Source organism: Cellulomonas sp. Root137 (genome assembly GCF_001426725.1).
In the GTDB taxonomy this organism is placed as follows: domain Bacteria; phylum Actinomycetota; class Actinomycetes; order Actinomycetales; family Cellulomonadaceae; genus Cellulomonas.
Map to the genome: position 1 here is coordinate 249,781 of NZ_LMFG01000002.1, position 14,738 is coordinate 264,518.

13 protein-coding genes are annotated in these 14,738 nt (G+C 71.8%); 7 read left to right on the top strand and 6 right to left on the bottom strand.

The window, feature by feature from the left end:
* Positions 1-78 precede the first annotated feature (78 nt).
* The 6 genes from ASD18_RS13640 to ASD18_RS13665 all read left to right on the top strand — a co-directional run bounded on the left by ASD18_RS13640 (position 79) and on the right by ASD18_RS13665 (position 7,392).
* Entirely contained in the window at positions 79-1,296 is a 1,218-nt protein-coding gene (locus ASD18_RS13640; RefSeq protein WP_056092839.1) for an ROK family transcriptional regulator, read from the top strand.
* 76 nt (positions 1,297-1,372) lie between these two features.
* On the top strand, positions 1,373-2,629 hold the full coding sequence (locus ASD18_RS13645) for an extracellular solute-binding protein (RefSeq protein ID WP_056092844.1): 1,257 nt from the start codon (positions 1,373-1,375) through the stop codon (positions 2,627-2,629).
* Positions 2,630-2,680: 51 nt separating this feature from the next.
* Positions 2,681-3,616 carry a carbohydrate ABC transporter permease gene (locus ASD18_RS13650; RefSeq protein ID WP_082574055.1) on the top strand — a complete coding sequence of 312 codons (936 nt, stop codon included), beginning with the start codon at positions 2,681-2,683 and terminating at the stop codon, positions 3,614-3,616.
* Entirely contained in the window at positions 3,606-4,457 is an 852-nt protein-coding gene (locus ASD18_RS13655; protein ID WP_056092846.1) for a carbohydrate ABC transporter permease, read from the top strand. Before ASD18_RS13650 ends, ASD18_RS13655 begins: the two co-directional genes overlap by 11 nt.
* 32 nt (positions 4,458-4,489) lie before the next feature.
* Positions 4,490-6,073, top strand: coding sequence for a cellulase family glycosylhydrolase (locus ASD18_RS13660; RefSeq protein ID WP_056092850.1), 1,584 nt, complete (start codon positions 4,490-4,492; stop codon positions 6,071-6,073).
* A 278-nt stretch (positions 6,074-6,351) separates the two neighbouring features.
* Complete coding sequence (locus ASD18_RS13665; RefSeq protein WP_056092852.1) at positions 6,352-7,392, top strand: hypothetical protein; 1,041 nt, start codon at positions 6,352-6,354, stop codon at positions 7,390-7,392.
* A 49-nt stretch (positions 7,393-7,441) separates the two neighbouring features.
* Here ASD18_RS13665 and ASD18_RS13670 read toward each other — a convergent pair whose 3' ends face one another.
* Positions 7,442-9,319, bottom strand: coding sequence for a phosphoenolpyruvate carboxykinase (GTP) (locus ASD18_RS13670; RefSeq protein ID WP_082574056.1), 1,878 nt, complete (start codon positions 9,317-9,319; stop codon positions 7,442-7,444).
* 127 nt (positions 9,320-9,446) lie between these two features.
* Here ASD18_RS13670 and ASD18_RS13675 point away from each other — a divergent pair, with 127 nt between their 5' ends.
* Positions 9,447-10,943 carry a helix-turn-helix domain-containing protein gene (locus tag ASD18_RS13675; RefSeq protein WP_235522397.1) on the top strand — a complete coding sequence of 499 codons (1,497 nt, stop codon included), beginning with the start codon at positions 9,447-9,449 and terminating at the stop codon, positions 10,941-10,943.
* A gap of 4 nt (positions 10,944-10,947) precedes the next feature.
* On the opposite strand, the gene ASD18_RS13680 is transcribed toward ASD18_RS13675, so the two are convergent.
* The 5 genes from ASD18_RS13680 to ASD18_RS13700 form a co-directional block, all read right to left on the bottom strand.
* A complete protein-coding gene (locus ASD18_RS13680; protein WP_056092855.1) occupies positions 10,948-11,352 on the bottom strand; it encodes an ATP-binding protein in 405 nt (134 codons plus the stop codon).
* A 136-nt stretch (positions 11,353-11,488) separates the two neighbouring features.
* The gene (locus tag ASD18_RS13685) at positions 11,489-12,352 is read right to left on the bottom strand and encodes an SDR family oxidoreductase (protein WP_156388016.1); all 864 of its coding nucleotides are present in this window, start codon (positions 12,350-12,352) and stop codon (positions 11,489-11,491) included.
* Positions 12,353-12,367: 15 nt separating this feature from the next.
* Positions 12,368-13,303, bottom strand: a complete 936-nt coding sequence (locus tag ASD18_RS13690) for an NAD-dependent epimerase/dehydratase family protein (RefSeq protein WP_056092858.1) — start codon at positions 13,301-13,303, stop codon at positions 12,368-12,370.
* Complete coding sequence (locus ASD18_RS13695; RefSeq protein WP_056092861.1) at positions 13,300-13,896, bottom strand: hypothetical protein; 597 nt, start codon at positions 13,894-13,896, stop codon at positions 13,300-13,302. Before ASD18_RS13695 ends, ASD18_RS13690 begins: the two co-directional genes overlap by 4 nt.
* A 50-nt stretch (positions 13,897-13,946) precedes the next feature.
* Positions 13,947-14,708 (bottom strand): DUF4386 domain-containing protein, encoded by a 762-nt coding sequence (locus tag ASD18_RS13700; protein ID WP_056092865.1) that lies wholly within the window; start codon positions 14,706-14,708, stop codon positions 13,947-13,949.
* Positions 14,709-14,738: the final 30 nt, after the last annotated feature.

Genomic DNA, 14,738 nt, shown 5'->3' on the forward strand with positions numbered 1-14,738 from the left:
GTGACCACATCGTGATCTGGTGATACTGGACGGGAGAACATTTCTTTCTTAATCTAAGTCGTGAAGTAAGGAGGCTTCATGACGGTGGCAACGACACGCGACCTGCGCCAGCAGAACCGGACCAAGGTTCTGCGCACGCTGGTCCTGTCCGGCGAGACGACGCGGGCGACGCTCGCCGCCGACTGCGAGCTCTCGCCGGCCACCGTCACGAACGTGGTGAACGAGCTGATCGACGACGGGGTCGTCGAGGAGGTCGGTTCGGTCCCCTCGGAGGGAGGCCGTCCGATCGCGCGGCTGGCGCTGCGGGCCGCCGGCGCGCACATGCTGGGTGCCGACGTCGGCGAGCGTGGCGTCGCGGTCGAGCTGTTCGACCTCTCGATGACCCGGCTGGACCGGGAGTTCCGGGAGGCCCCGGCATCCACGGCGGACCCGGCGCAGATCTCCGCCGCCCTCGCCGATGCCGTGGCGGCCGTCCGGGAGCGCAACCCGCAGCTCGAGGCCACGCTGGTCGGTCTCGGCGTCGGCTTGCCGGGTGTCGTGGGCCCCGCGCGCGGCGCGGCCGCGGACCCGACCCTGTACGCGCAGAGCCTGGGCTGGACGCCCACCCTGGTCGCGGACCTCGTCTCCGCACCGGGACTGGAGGTGTTCGCGGACAACGGCGCGAACGCGCTGGCAGTGGCCGAGCTGTGGTTCGGGGCCGCGCGCGGAGCGGACGACGCAGTCGTCGGGCTGCTCGGACGAGGCATCGGCCTGGGCGTCGTCTGCGACGGTCGCCTGGTGCGTGGTGCGCTCGGGTCGGCAGGGGAGTGGGGCCACACCAAGCTGGGCCTGGGCGACGGACCCGAGTGCCGCTGCGGTGCACGGGGGTGCCTCGAGGCGTACGTCGGGGCGCACGCGATCCTCGAGCGCTGGCGGGCGACCGGTGCGAGCGAGACAGGCGAGGGGTGGCGGGCGTTGAGCGCGCTCGTCGCGGCCGCCGATGCTGGTGACGCCGATGCAGCCGTGGTCGTCGACGAGACGCTCGACGTGCTGGCCACGGCCCTGGCGAACCTCGTGAACCTGCTGAACCCGGAACGGATCGTGCTCGGGGGCTGGGTCGGCCTGCGGCTGCTGCCCGCCCGTCGCGACGAGCTGACCGCACGGGTCCGGCGCCTCAGCCTCGAGCGGCCGGGCGGTCAGTTCACCATCGAGCTGTGCCGGTTCGAGGGTGACTCGGTCGCTCTCGGCGCCGCACTCATGCCGTTGCAGGCATTCATCGACCGGCCGCGCGTGCGGGAGCGTGCCGCGGTCCGGTGAGTCGGAACCGGGGCGATCGGCTAGGACAGCCCCGGTTCCTTGGAGAGAACCACCCCTACCAAGAGGAGATAGCTCGATGAGGAGACTACTCGGGACCACCACGGCTGCGCTGTCCAGCGCCGCGCTGGTGCTCACCATGGCCGCCTGCACAGGCGGCGACACGGCGGAGGCCGTCGAGGACGGCGGCTCGGCCACCCTGAAGGTCTGGGTCATGGGCGACGCCGGACCCGCCTTCACGGACCTGACCGCGGCGTTCACGGAGGACACCGGCATCAAGCTGCAGGTGGACGCCATCCCGTGGGAGAACGTGAACGACAAGCTCACCACCGCGGTCGCGTCCGGCGACGGGCCGGACGTCGTGCAGATCGGGCTGTCCCTGCTGCCCACCTTCGCCGACGCGGGCGTGCTCGCCGACCTCACCGACGTCCTGGCCGAGCACCCCGCCCTGGCTCCCTCGAACTTTCCGGACGCCGTCGCCCCGGAGAACCTGAGCACCGACGGCGTCGCGCTCTCGGTGCCGTGGGTGTCGGACACCCGGGTGCTCTTCTACCGCTCGGACATCCTGGCCGAGGCGGGCCATGACGCCGCACCGACGACGTGGGACGACATGCGGTCGGTGGCGAAGGAGCTCGCCCAGCGCGGCGAGGGCCAGTTCGGCTACTACATCCCGCTCTGGGACAACACGTTGCCGGTCCAGTACACGTGGCAGGCCGGCGGTGACGTGGTCGACGCCGACGGCGCGGTGGACTTCCGGTCGCCCGAGTTCGCGGCAGCTGCCGACCACTGGCTCGGCTTCTTCGAGGACGGCTCCGCGCCGACCGCCACCGACTGGGACCAGACCCAGGGCTTCGTGTCGGGCGCCACGCCGATGGTCGTCTCCGGCCCGTACCTGGCCAAGGCGATCCGCGACGCCGCCCCGGAGCTCGACGGGTCGTGGTCGGTGACGACCCTTCCGGCAGACCAGACCGGCACCTCGCTGTTCGCCGGCTCGAACCTGGGCATCTGGAAGACCAGCAAGCACCCCGACGAGGCCGCCCAGCTGCTCGACTTCCTCGCCCAGCCCGACAACCAGATCGCCTGGTACGACGCGGTCGGCGAGCTCCCGACCAGCAGCGCAGCGCTCACCGAGCTCGCGGGCCGAGGTGACGAGCAGCTGTCGGTGTACGTCGAGCAGCTCGACGACGCGCAGACGGTCCCGATGGTCCCGGGCTGGGACCTGGTCGCCAACGAGATGGCCAGCGCGCTCACCGCGATCGCGACCACGGGCGCCGACAAGCAGTCCACCCTCGACGCCTTCTACGCGAAGGCCGACGAGATCCAGTCGAACTACTAGCAGACGCGGTGGGGCCGGTACGGCCGGCCCCACCGCCGAGGTGAGCCCACCATGACTGTCCTCGCTCCACCGCGCCTGCAAGCGCCACCCGTCACACGCCCGTCGCGCCGCCACCGCGGCGGCTGGGTCCCCTACGCGTTCGTCGCACCCGCGATGGTCGTGCTGGTCGCGTTCGCCGTCCTGCCCATCCTGGTGGCCGGGGTGGTCAGCACCACCGACATGGACATCAGCGGCCTGGCCGACCCGTCCAGCGTCTCGTTCGTCGGCCTGGAGAACTACCGCAGGCTGGTCGCCGACCCGCAGTTCTGGAACGCGCTGCGCACCACCGGCGCGTTCACCGTCGTGGGGGTGCCGGTCATCGTCGTCGCGTCGCTCGCGGTCGCCCTGCTGCTGCACCGCAGCGGCGGACGGCTGGCCAGCACGTTGCGCGCCTTCTACTTCCTCCCCGCGATCACCGCGATCGTGGCGGTCGCGCTGGTCTGGGGCTACCTCTACAACAGCCAGTTCGGGTTGCTGAACTACCTGCTCTCGCTGGTCGGGCTGGGCCCCGTCCCATGGCTGTCCGACCCCACCTGGGCGCGGTTCTCCGTCGGCCTCGTCGCCGTCTGGCGGGCAACCGGCCTGAACATCATCATCTTCCTGGCGGCCCTGCAGGGGATCCCGCACGAGTACGACGAGGCCGCTCAGCTCGACGGCGCCACCGAGCTGCAGCGCACCCGCCGCATCACGGTGCCGCTGCTGAGGTTCGCGATCTTCTTCGTGACCGTCACCACGGTGATCAGCTGGCTGCAGTTCTTCGACGAGCCCTACGTGCTGACCCAGGGCGGACCGAACGACGCCACGACCTCGATCTCCCTGTACATCTACGAGCAGGGCTTCCGGTACAACCAGTTCGGGTTCGCCTCGGCCGGATCGCTCGTCCTGTTCGTGATCATCGCGGTCGTCACGGTGGTCCAGCTGCGCCTGCGGGGCTCCGATGACCACTGACACGCGACCCGTACGACCCCGGCGGACGACCCGGCAGCCGTCCCGGCTCGTCACCAACCTCGTCCTGATCGTCGGTGCCGCGGCGACCGCGCTGCCGTTCTTCTGGATGATCTTCAGCGCGCTCAAGCCCCGCTCCGAGGCCGTCGCCTACCCGCCACGCCTGCTTCCCGCCGAGCCGACGCTCGAGTTCGTCCGCTACCTGTTCACGACCCTCGACTTCGGTCGCTACCTGGTGAACACCCTGGTCGTGGTCGCCATCGGCTTCGTCGGGCTGCTGCTCATGGCGATGGCCGGGTACGCGTTCGCCAAGTTCCAGTTCCGCGGCCGCGGCCTGCTGTTCGCGCTGGTGCTCAGCACGATGATGATCCCCGTCCAGGTCACCATGATCCCGACCTACCTGATCCTCGCCCGGATCGGACTGACCAACACCCTCGTCGGCATCGCACTGCCCACGCTGGTCAGCGCGTTCAGCATCTTCCTGTTCCGCCAGTTCATGACCACCATCCCCGACGAGGTGCTCGAGGCAGCCCGGATCGACGGCGCCGGCGAGATCCGCATCTTCCTGTCCTTGGTGCTGCCGATGTCCGGCCCGATCCTGGCCGTGCAGACGGTCCTGACCTTCATCGCCGGCTGGAACAGCTTCCTGTGGCCGCTGGTCATCGCCGGCGACCAGTCCCGCTACACCCTGTCCGTGGGGCTGGCGCTGCTCAACCAGCAGGTCGCCACCAACCCGTCTCTGCAGATGGCGGGCGCCGCCGTGATGGTCGTGCCGATCCTCGTCGTCTTCGTCATCTTCCAGCGCTACATCGTGCAGGGCTTCACCTTGTCGGGGCTCAAGTGAGCGCCCCACCGATCCCGTCCGGGAGGACCCCCATGACCACGCCCACCCGACGCGGGCCGGCCACCTACGACGGGTACGTGCACGCTCACGAGGGCGCGCTGGTCGACGGCACCGGCCGGCCACTCCTCCTGCGGGGGATCGGGCTGGGCACGTGGCTCCTGCCCGAGGGGTACATGTGGGGCTTCGACGGCGGCCCGCAGTCGCCGCGCGAGATCGAGGCGCTGGTGCGCGACCTCGTCGGCCCCGACAGGGCGGGAGAGTTCTGGGTGCGCTTCCGCGACGCGTTCGTCACGGATGCCGACATCGCGAGGATCGCCGGCGAGGGCTTCGACCACGTGCGTCTGCCCATCAACTCTCGGCTCATGCTCGACGACGAGGGCGCCCTGCGCGACGACGCCTTCGAGCTCATCGACCGCACCATCGCCTGGTGCCGGGCGCACGGCCTGTGGGTGATCCTCGACCTGCACGGCGCGCCCGGCGGTCAGACCGGGACGAACATCGACGACTCCCCGAACAACCGCCCCGAGCTCTTCGAGGACGACCGCTACCGCGCGTGGACCGTCCACCTGTGGCGGGCCATCGCCACCCGGTACGCCGACGAGACCGTCGTGGCTGGCTACGACCTGCTCAACGAACCGCTGCCGAACCAGTGGCAGGACCTCTACGCCGACCGTCTGGTCGACCTCTACCTCGAGCTGACCTCCGCGATCCGGCAGGTCGACACGGCCCATCTCCTCATCTACGAGGGCACCCACTGGTCGACGAACTGGAGCATCTTCACGGAGGTGTGGGACCCCAACTCGATGCTGCAGTTCCACAAGTACTGGTCCGCCCCCGACTTCCCGAGCATCGAACGGTTCGTCCGCACCGGCCGCGACCTCGGCCTGCCCGTGTACATGGGGGAGGGTGGCGAGAACAACCCCGCCTGGCTCGCCACGGCGTTCCAGCTCTACGAGGACCACCGGATCTCGTGGAACTTCTGGACCTGGAAGAAGCTCGACACGGTGACGTCCCCGTTCTCGGTCATCCCTCCCGCCGGCTGGGCCGACGTGGTCGCCTACGCCGCCGGTCATGGTGCCAGGCCGTCGCCCGACGACGCGTGGTCGACGTTGGACCGGCTGGTCGACGCGGTGCGGGTGGAGTCCTGCGCGTACCGGCCGACCATCGTCAACGCGTTGCTGCGGCGCGTGCCGGTCGAGCTGCCCGCCATGGGCTTCTCGTTCCGCGGCCCGGGCACGTCGCACCACGTGCGGGCGCGCACGACCCTGCCGGGGCTTCGTGAGGACGATGGCGTCGCGCTGCGGTACGACTCCGACACCGACCTGCACTTCGACCTGATCGACGGGCGGCCGGGCGCGGTCGAGCGCGACGTGGTCGTGGACCTCGACGCGGGCGAGTGGGTGGCCTACGACATCCACGTCGACGAGGGCCGCAGGGCCACCGTGGTGGTGACCGCCGACGGTCCGGTGCCCGACGTCGATCTGGACGGAGTCGGCCTGGGGTCCTCCGCTGCTCCAGGCCGCTGGGAGGACCTGCTCCTCACGGCGGGGCGGCACGTGCTGCGGGTCGTAGCCACCCGTGACGCCAGCTCGCTGCGCCGGATCTCCATCCACTGACGGGGGAGGAGGACCCCACGAGCGCGGTCGACACCCTGGCTGGTCGGGGTGTCGAGCGAGTCGTACTGCCAGTGCCTCGGCAGTACGAGCAGGGGGTGGGAGTCTGCGGACACTCCCACCCCCTTCGTCGGTCACGCCCCTGTGCGGGACGTTGTGCTCTCGTCCCGGCGGGGCGGCAGCTGTTCGATGGGGCTGCGAGCACCACGACGATGACGACGAAGGAGCCACCGGTGCGCTCAGCTACTCCCGAACCCGAGGAGCGGGAGGCAGGTCCGCAGTTGCCCGACGCCCCTGTCGCGCCCATCACGCTCCGCATCGACCGGCTCGCAGCACTGCTCAACGCGGAGCTCGCCGACGACCCGGTGTACGACGGCGTCGAGCTGCAGTGGTTCGACGACGACGTGCACGGCACCGGCATGCTGGCGTTCCTGTCACGGCGCGAGGACCGCACGGTCGACTACTACCTCCAGCCTGGTCTGCGGCTCGACCGTCGCGGCTACGAGATCGGCGGCGGCACGCGGTCGTGGAACGTGACCCCGTTCGATGTCGCGCGTCTGGCCGTCGCCGACGACGGCGTGGACGCGGAGGTCCGCTTCACCGACGTCGACGGCCGCCTCATCGAGCTCCGGGTCGACGACCGTGACGGAGTCCCGCGTCGCCGCGCGCGCCTCCTGGCGCCGGTGAGCGCCGGGATCCGGCGGCCGACCTCGCTCCTGCTGGTCTGGATGAACGCGTTCGACCTCGTGCGCGTGACCGCGACACAGCCCTCCGTCCACGTCGACGGACGGGCCGCCGCGCTCGGGCAGCTTCCGGGCGCGCGGATGCACCGCCGGCACCTGATCAAGTACGCGGCGTCCGTCGCGGTCGTCGAGCTCAACCCCGACTCCGCTGAGCAGCCGACCGGCGGCGGAGTCACCATCGGCACCAGCGGGACGGTCACGGCTGTGTGCGACAACCACACCGCGCAGGTCCGGCTGGCACCGTCGCCGGACCTTCGCACGATGGCAGACGGCGAGCTGACGGAGGGCCGCTGGCACGTGACGATCGACGGTGCCCGCATCACGGGCGGCAGGTGGTCCGCAGTCCGAGACCACGACCAGGTCCACGTCGACCTGGACGGCCTGGAGCGCTGGCGGCCCGGCCCACTGCCGTGGCTGATGCGCCTGGTGACGACTGTCGTGCCGGTGTTCCGCCGGTGGCCGACGACCTACACCTGGCGCGGGACCGCCCGGATCGGAGGTACGCCGTCGGTCACGGGCCGCTGGCACCGCACCGGCGGCCACGACGGAGACTCCTACCGACGCGCCACCGGGTCCTGAGTGTCACGATCGGGCAACTCGGTGAGGGTGCCGCGGCCCGACGGCAGGATCACGCCTCGGCGGGTGTCACCGCGGCCCGCAGGTGGGCGAGCCGATCGTGCAGCGCGGCCGGCACGCGGTCGCCGAACGTCGCGAAGAACTCCTCGGTGAGGTCGGCCTCGCGGGACCACGAGCCGGGGTCCACCTCGAACAGCTGCGCCAGCGCGTCGTCGTCGAGGTCGAGGCCGCGGGTGTCCAGCGCGCCCGGGGCGGGCAGCAGCCCCACGGGGCTGGTCACCGCGCCGACGTCCGTGCGCCGGCCGCGCGCGCGGTCGACCTGGTCCACCATCCACGCGAGCACGCGGGAGTTCTCGCCGAAGCCCGGCCACAGGAACCGGCCCTGGTCGTCCTTGCGGAACCAGTTCACCTGGAACACCAGAGGGCGGTGCTCGCGGTCCAGCCGGGCGCCGACGCGCAGCCAGTGCGCCCAGTGGTCGGCCATGTCGTACCCGCAGAACGGCATCATCGCGAACGGGTCCCGGCGCAGCTCCCCGACCGTGCCCTCGGCGGCGGCGGTGCGTTCCGACGAGATCGTCGCGCCCATGAACACGCCGTGCTCCCAGCTCTCCGCCTGGGCGACCAGGGGCACGTTGGTGGCGCGCCGACCGCCGAACACGAGCGCGTCCAGAACGACGCCCTCGGGGTCGGACCAGTCGGGGGCGATCGTCGGGCACTGCGCCGCGGCGACGGTGAACCGGGAGTTCGGGTGCGCCGCGGGCCGGCCCGACGCGGGCGTCCAGTCCTGACCGGTCCAGTCGACCAAGTGGGCGGGCGGCTCCGGGGTCAGCCCCTCCCACCAGACGTCGCCCTCGTCGGTGAGGGCGACGTTGGTGAAGATCGTGTCGTGGCGGATCGTCTCGATCGCCGACGGGTTGGTCGCCTCGCCGGTACCGGGGGCGACGCCGAAGAAGCCGGCCTCGGGGTTGATCGCGCGCAGCGACCCGTCGGGCCCGGGACGCAGCCATGCGATGTCGTCGCCGATGGTCTCCACCTGCCAGCCCGGCAGCGTGGGGACGAGCATGGCCAGGTTCGTCTTCCCGCACGCCGAGGGGAACGCCGCGGCGACGTGGTACCGCCGCCCCTGGGGCGAGGTCAGCCGGATCAGGAGCATGTGCTCGGCCAGCCAGCCCTCGTCGCGTCCCATGACGGACGCGATCCGCAGGGCGAAGCACTTCTTGCCCAGAAGAGCATTCCCGCCGTAGCCGGACCCGAACGACCAGATCTCGCGCGTCTCGGGGAAGTGCGCGATGTACTTCGTCGGGCTGCACGGCCAGGGCACGTCGGTGTCGCCGGTTCGCAGGGGTGCCCCGACCGAGTGCACCGCGGGCACGAACGGCGCGCCGGCCTCGATCAGGTCGAGCACCTGGCTGCCCACGCGCGTCATCACGTGCATGCTCACCACGACGTAGGGCGAGTCCGTGAGCTGCACGCCCGCCTGGGACAACGGTCCGCCGACCGGGCCCATGGAGAACGGGACGACGTAGAGGGTCCGTCCGCGCATGGCGCCGGCGAACACGCCGTCGAGCTCCGCGCGCATCGCGTCGGGCTCGCGCCAGTTGTTGGTCGGGCCGGCGTCGGCCTCGTCGACCGGGCAGATGAACGTGCGCGACTCGACGCGGGCGACGTCGTCGGGGTCGGACCGTGCCAGGTAGCTGCCGGGTCGCAGCGTCGGGTCGAGGGGGAGGAGCGTGCCCGTGCGCACCATCTGCGCGACGAGCGTCCGCCGTTCGCCGTCCGACCCGTCGCACCAGACGACGGTCTCCGGCTCCAGCAGCCGTGCCGCGGCGTCGACCCACGTCCGGACGTCGCCCAGCACGGCGGCCGACGTCACGTCGGCGAGCATGGTGGTGCGGGTGAGGGCGGCGGGCGACTCGGCCAACGACGTCATGTTCTGTCGATCTCCTTCGGTGCTGCGAGCAACGGCGCTCGTGCACACCCATCGTCACGTCAAGGCACGCCGATCTGCCGCCAAGGCAGCCTGTCAATTTTGGCCGATGTTGACATAGAGTCACGTTGTGGTCGCATCAGAGATCGATCCCGACAGCGGTGGCTCGCACGCAGCGCCGGACGCCCTCACGCTCGGACGGCGGTTGCGTCACCTGCGCACGGCGAGGGGTCTCACGCTCGACGCCCTCGGGCGGCAGGTCGGCGTGACGCCGAGCCTGCTGTCCCTGTTCGAGAACGGACACCGCGAACCGCGCCTCGCCCTGCTGCGCACCCTGGCGGACGCGCTGGGGGTGACGGTCGCCGACCTCCTCGACGCCGAGCCGCCGTCGCGCCGGGCGGCCCTCGAGATCGCGCTCGACCGCGCGCAGCGCTCCCCGGGGTTCGAGCGGCTCTCGCTGCCGCCCGTGCGGCCGGGGCGGTCGTTGCCCCTGCCGGTGCTCGAGCACCTCGTCGGCCTGCACGCCGAGCTCGCCCGCCGCGACCTGGAGGCCGTCGCGACCCCCGAGGAGGCCCGCCGCGCGAACACGCAGATTCGCCTCGAGCGCCAGCAGCGCGACAACTACCTGCCGGACATCGAGCGGCTCGCCGAGTCCATGGCCCGCAAGGCCGGGTACACCGCGGGCGCGCTGACGCACCGCGCGGTGTCGCGGATGGCCGAGCAGCTCGGGCTGGCGATCATCCACGTCGACGACCTGCCGAGCTCCACCCGGACCGTCACCGACCTCGAGCACGGCCGCGTCTACCTGCCGCCGGCGTCGACCCCCGGCGGCCACGGGCTGCGCTCGCTCGCGCTGCAGGCCATCGCGCACCGGGTGCTCGGGCACGAGCGGCCCACGTCGTACGACGACTTCCTGCGGCAGCGCATGGAGACCACCTACTTCGCGTCCTGCTGTCTCATGCCCGAGACGGCCGCCGTGGAGCACCTCCAGCAGCACAAGAAGGAGAAGGACCTCGCGATCGAGGACCTGCGCGACGCGTTCGGCGTCACGCACGAGGCCGCCGCGCAACGGTTCACCAGCCTGGTCACCCATCACCTCGGCATCCCCGTGCACTTCCTGCGGATCGGCGGTGACGGTGCCATCTACCGCGCGTACGCCAACGACGGGCTGCCTCTGCCGACGGACGTGACCGGCGCGATCGAGGGCCAGCTGGTGTGCCGCAGCTGGGGGGTGCGGCGCGCGCTGACCCGGCGCGACCGCACGTCTGAGTCGTACCAGTACACCGATACCCCGGCCGGGACGTTCTGGTGTTCGACGCAGACGGGGTCCGGCACCACCGGGCAGATGGCGCTCACCGTCGGCGTCCCCTTCGCGTCCGCGACCTGGTTCCGCGGCCGGGACACACAGGAGCGCCACCAGTCGACCTGCCCGGACGAGGCCTGCTGCCGTCGTCCACCGGCATCCGCGGCGGCGCGCTGGCAGGACGCGTCGTGGCCCAGCGCGCGGATCCACCAGCAGGTGTTCACCGCGCTGCCCACGGGGGCGTTCCCAGGCGTGGACGCCCGCGAGGTGTACGCGTTCCTGGACCGGCACGTCCCGCAGCGAGCGACCGAGGACCGGGCCTGATCGCTCAGGCTTGACCGCTCAGGAGGCGCAGCGTGTCGTCGCGCGGCAGGTCGAACCACACCGTCTTCCCGTCCGCACCCCTCAGGTCACAGCCCCACCGGGTCGCGTAGGCATCGACGAGCCTCATGCCGTGGCCACCCACGGCGGCGGGGTCGACGTCGCGGAGCCGGGGCGGGCTGGAGCTCTCGTCGTCGACCTCGACGCGCACCTGACCGTCGACGTCGCGCACACGGATCGTGACGTCGCCGGACGCAGGCCCGTGCTGGACCGCGTTGGTGATCAGCTCGCTGCTCAGCAGCTGGAGGAGGGGCGCGTCGATGGCCACCAGGCCGCCGAGCAGCGCCTCGGCGTCGATCCAGTCCCGTGCTGCCGCGATGGACGCACGCCCTGCGACGAAGTGGAGAGCCATGGTGCTCCGGGTTCGCGTGTCATTGATGAGCTCGAGGCGATGATCGCGCCGTGCTTCCCCACGCCTGGCCATCATCTCCCAGGTCGGGCCGGACCGCAGGGGCGGAGACCCCCCGCGGCCGAGACGACGGCGCGACCTAGGCCGACAGAGGACCGACCAGGTCGGCGCTGAGCTGCCAGAGCCGGGTCGCGGCGTCCTCGTCGTAGCTCTGCGCGGACGATCTCTTGGGCTTGCTGTTGGCGAAGAAGAGGCCGGTGACGTGTGCGAGCTCCGGGGCCGACGCCAGGTGGATCGACGTGACTGCGCCCTGCGCGGGAGTCCGCATGAACGGCCGGACCAGGGGAACGAGTGCGCGCTGGACGCGACCGGGGTCGTCCGCGCCGAAGGAGGTGCTGACCACGCCGGGGTGCAGGGCGTTGGCGGTGACCTCGGTGCCCCGGAGCTTCCGGGCCAACGCGTAGGTGAACATGACGTTCGCGAGCTTGGACTGGTTGTAGGCGCGCGAGCCCGAGTAGGACCGCTCGCCCTGGAGGTCGTCGAAGGCGATCCGGCCCTGGGCCTGCGCGTTCGATGAGACCGTGACGATCCGGGCCGGGGCCGTCTGCGCGAGCCGGTCCAGGAGGAGGTTCGTCAGCAGGAAGGGCGCCAGGTGGTTGAGCGCGAAGGTGCGCTCGAGTCCGTCGGCCGTGACGTGCCTGGTGTTCCAGTAGCCCCCGACGTTGTTGACCAGCACGTCGAGCCGAGGGCAGGCGCGCAGCACGTCGTCGGCGAGCTGCCGCACCTGCTCCTGCGACGACAGGTCCGCGACGAACACGTCTGCCAGACCACCGGAGGCGCGGATCCCTCGCGCCACCTCCTCGGCGCGCTCGCGACTGCGGCCGGTCACCGCGACGCGGGCACCGAGCGCGGCGAGGCCGACTGCCGTCGCCCTGCCGATGCCCGAGGTCGCGCCGGTCACGAGCACGGTCGTACCGGCCATCGGGCCGCGGATCGCATCCATCGTGGTTCTCCTGGGTCAGGGGTGGTAGCTGGTGAGGGTGGCAGCGAGGGCGTCGTCGAGCGGGGTCGCGCGAGCGCCGAGCGTGGTGACGACCTGGGTGCTGTCGACGATGAACGGCTCGTCGAACTGGTACTGCATCTCGAGCAGCTCGCGCACCGTGGGGTTGGTCAGGGCCAGGCCGCGGAGCACGAGCGGGGGTACCCGGCGCAGCCTCGTGCGGTGCCCGGCCAGCCGGTAGACGGTCTCGACGAGCTGCCGTGTGGTGCGGGTGTGCGGGTCGTTGGGCAGGTGCCAGACCCGGCCGGGCGCGTCGGGGTGCTCCCCGAGGAGGGCGAGGCCCTCGCCGATGTCGGGGATGTAGGTGTAGGTGTGCGGCTGGTCCGGGTCGCCCAGCACGGTGGCGGTCCTCCCGCGCGATGCCGCCGGGAAGACGCGGTCGCCGAGGTTGGACTGCGCACCGCCGCCGGGGCCGAAATAGTCCGACGCTCGGCCGATCGCCACCTGCACGCGTCCGTCGCGGTGGGCAGCGAGGAGGTCTCGTGCCATCGCGCCGCGCAGCCGGCCCTTGGTGGTGTGCGCCGCGTACGGGCGGTCCTCGGTCAGGGGGTGACCGTCGGGACGTCCGTACATGTAGACGTTCTCCATGCTGACCAGGCGCGCTCCCGCAGCGTGCGCGCCGGCCAGCACGCCGGCCTGCAACGCGGGGAACTGCGCGGTCCACTCGGCGTACGGCGGGTTGAGGGCCTGGTACACGACGGCGGCGCCGGCGGTGACGGCGGTGCAGAACGCGGGGTCGCGGGCGTCGCCGGCGACGACCTCGACGTCGTCGGGGACGCGCGCGTGGCCGGAGCGGTTGACGAGTCGGACCGTCTCGCCGCGGCGGCGCAGGGCGTGGAGGGTGGCCATGCCGATGGCGCCGGTGCCGAAGACGACGTGCCGCGCCGCGGTCATGACGCCACGTCCAGGGGGACGGGGGTGGGCGCGGGGGGGAGGACGGCGTGCGTGGGCACGAGGCGCGCGAGCAGCAGCCCGGAGAGGGCCGAGACGGTCACGGCCCCGTAGGCGCCGAACACGGTGAACTGCTCGTGGACGCCGATCCCGTCCAGCGTGGTGACGGACCACCCCAACGCCCAGAGAGCAGGCATCGCCGCAGCCCAGAGCCAGCGAGCTGGCGTCCGGGCGGGAAGTGCCAGGGCCTGCAACGGGCCCAGGACCGCGCCGGTCAGAGCGCCCATGAGCGCGAGGTCGGGCAGGGACGTGCGGTAGCCGACGATCGTCGCGCCCAGGAGGAGGCCCAGGCCCGTGCCGAGCGCGGTCGCCGGGATCCAGCGCCGCGGATCCAGACGGCGACGGCTCACGAGCGCTTGGGCGGCGCCGATGACGACGCCGGCGACGGTCCCGCCCACCAGGGCGGCGACCGGGCTGTCGACGCGGCCGGCTGCTGCGGTCCCCGCGACACCCGCGATCGGGAAGGCGAGGAACCCTGCGAACCAGGTCCACCAGGTGCGGGTGACGGTCGACCGGGACGGCTGGGACACGGACATGGTGCGTCTCCTGGAGCCTGGTGGTGCCGAGGGATGTTCGGTGGTGGAGGTCATGCGCGGGCGGTCGCGTGGGCCAGGACGCGTGGCGGCGTCGTCGTCGAGCGTGCGCGGGAGACGAGCAGGGTGACCCCGAGCGCGGCGACCCACAGCCCCCAGCCGGTGCTCCCGAGCAGGCCGGCGAGGTCCACGACCGGGAAGCCGGGGAGCGCGGTCGCGAGGATGTCGCCCTGGTTGAGCAGGTAGGCCGCGCTGACCACCAGCCCCGAGACCCCCAGCCAGCGGGGCAGTGCCTGGGTGCGCAGGATGATCACGCACACGATGACCGACCAGGCGATGACGAGCAGTTGGCCCAGGTGCTCGCCGAGCAGCGCCCCGCCGAACTGGTGCTGGGCGGTCCACGCGGCGTCGACCGCGGCCTTGGTGATGGCGTCGCCTCCGACGTAGGCGTCGGCGAGGGGCGGCACGACGAACACCCAGCGCAGGAACCCGATCAGGGACAGCAGGACCGAGGCCGCGCCGAGGTAGGTGCCCACGCGCAGGGCGGGGTCGTCACGTCGCCCCAGCGCCGCGGGGAGCAGCAGGACCGGGACGAGCAGGATCGCGTACGTCCACGCCGTCGCGAACCACGTCCACACCAGGCTCGGACCGCCTGCGACGAACGCCGGCAGGACGACCGCGGCCGGCTCGCGCAGGATGTCCGGCCACTCGAACGACGAGGACAGCACGCTGGCTGCCGTCCCGAACGCGAGTGCTCCGAGCACGAACAACCCGCCGGTGATCCGGCGGAGCCCGACGGTAGTGCTGGTCATCATGTTCCCCTGTCTGCACGCCGTACAGTGTTT

Coding starts and splice junctions, on each gene's coding strand:
- ASD18_RS13645 (WP_056092844.1), top strand. CDS start 1,373: ATGAGGAGACTACTCGGGACCACCACGGCTGCGCTGTCCAGCGCCGCG.
- ASD18_RS13660 (WP_056092850.1), top strand. CDS start 4,490: ATGACCACGCCCACCCGACGCGGGCCGGCCACCTACGACGGGTACGTG.
- ASD18_RS13700 (WP_056092865.1), bottom strand. CDS start 14,708: ATGATGACCAGCACTACCGTCGGGCTCCGCCGGATCACCGGCGGGTTG.
- ASD18_RS13650 (WP_082574055.1), top strand. CDS start 2,681: ATGACTGTCCTCGCTCCACCGCGCCTGCAAGCGCCACCCGTCACACGC.
- ASD18_RS13680 (WP_056092855.1), bottom strand. CDS start 11,352: ATGGCTCTCCACTTCGTCGCAGGGCGTGCGTCCATCGCGGCAGCACGG.
- ASD18_RS13690 (WP_056092858.1), bottom strand. CDS start 13,303: ATGACCGCGGCGCGGCACGTCGTCTTCGGCACCGGCGCCATCGGCATG.
- ASD18_RS13655 (WP_056092846.1), top strand. CDS start 3,606: ATGACCACTGACACGCGACCCGTACGACCCCGGCGGACGACCCGGCAG.
- ASD18_RS13685 (WP_156388016.1), bottom strand. CDS start 12,352: ATGGATGCGATCCGCGGCCCGATGGCCGGTACGACCGTGCTCGTGACC.
- ASD18_RS13670 (WP_082574056.1), bottom strand. CDS start 9,319: ATGACGTCGTTGGCCGAGTCGCCCGCCGCCCTCACCCGCACCACCATG.
- ASD18_RS13695 (WP_056092861.1), bottom strand. CDS start 13,896: ATGTCCGTGTCCCAGCCGTCCCGGTCGACCGTCACCCGCACCTGGTGG.
- ASD18_RS13640 (WP_056092839.1), top strand. CDS start 79: ATGACGGTGGCAACGACACGCGACCTGCGCCAGCAGAACCGGACCAAG.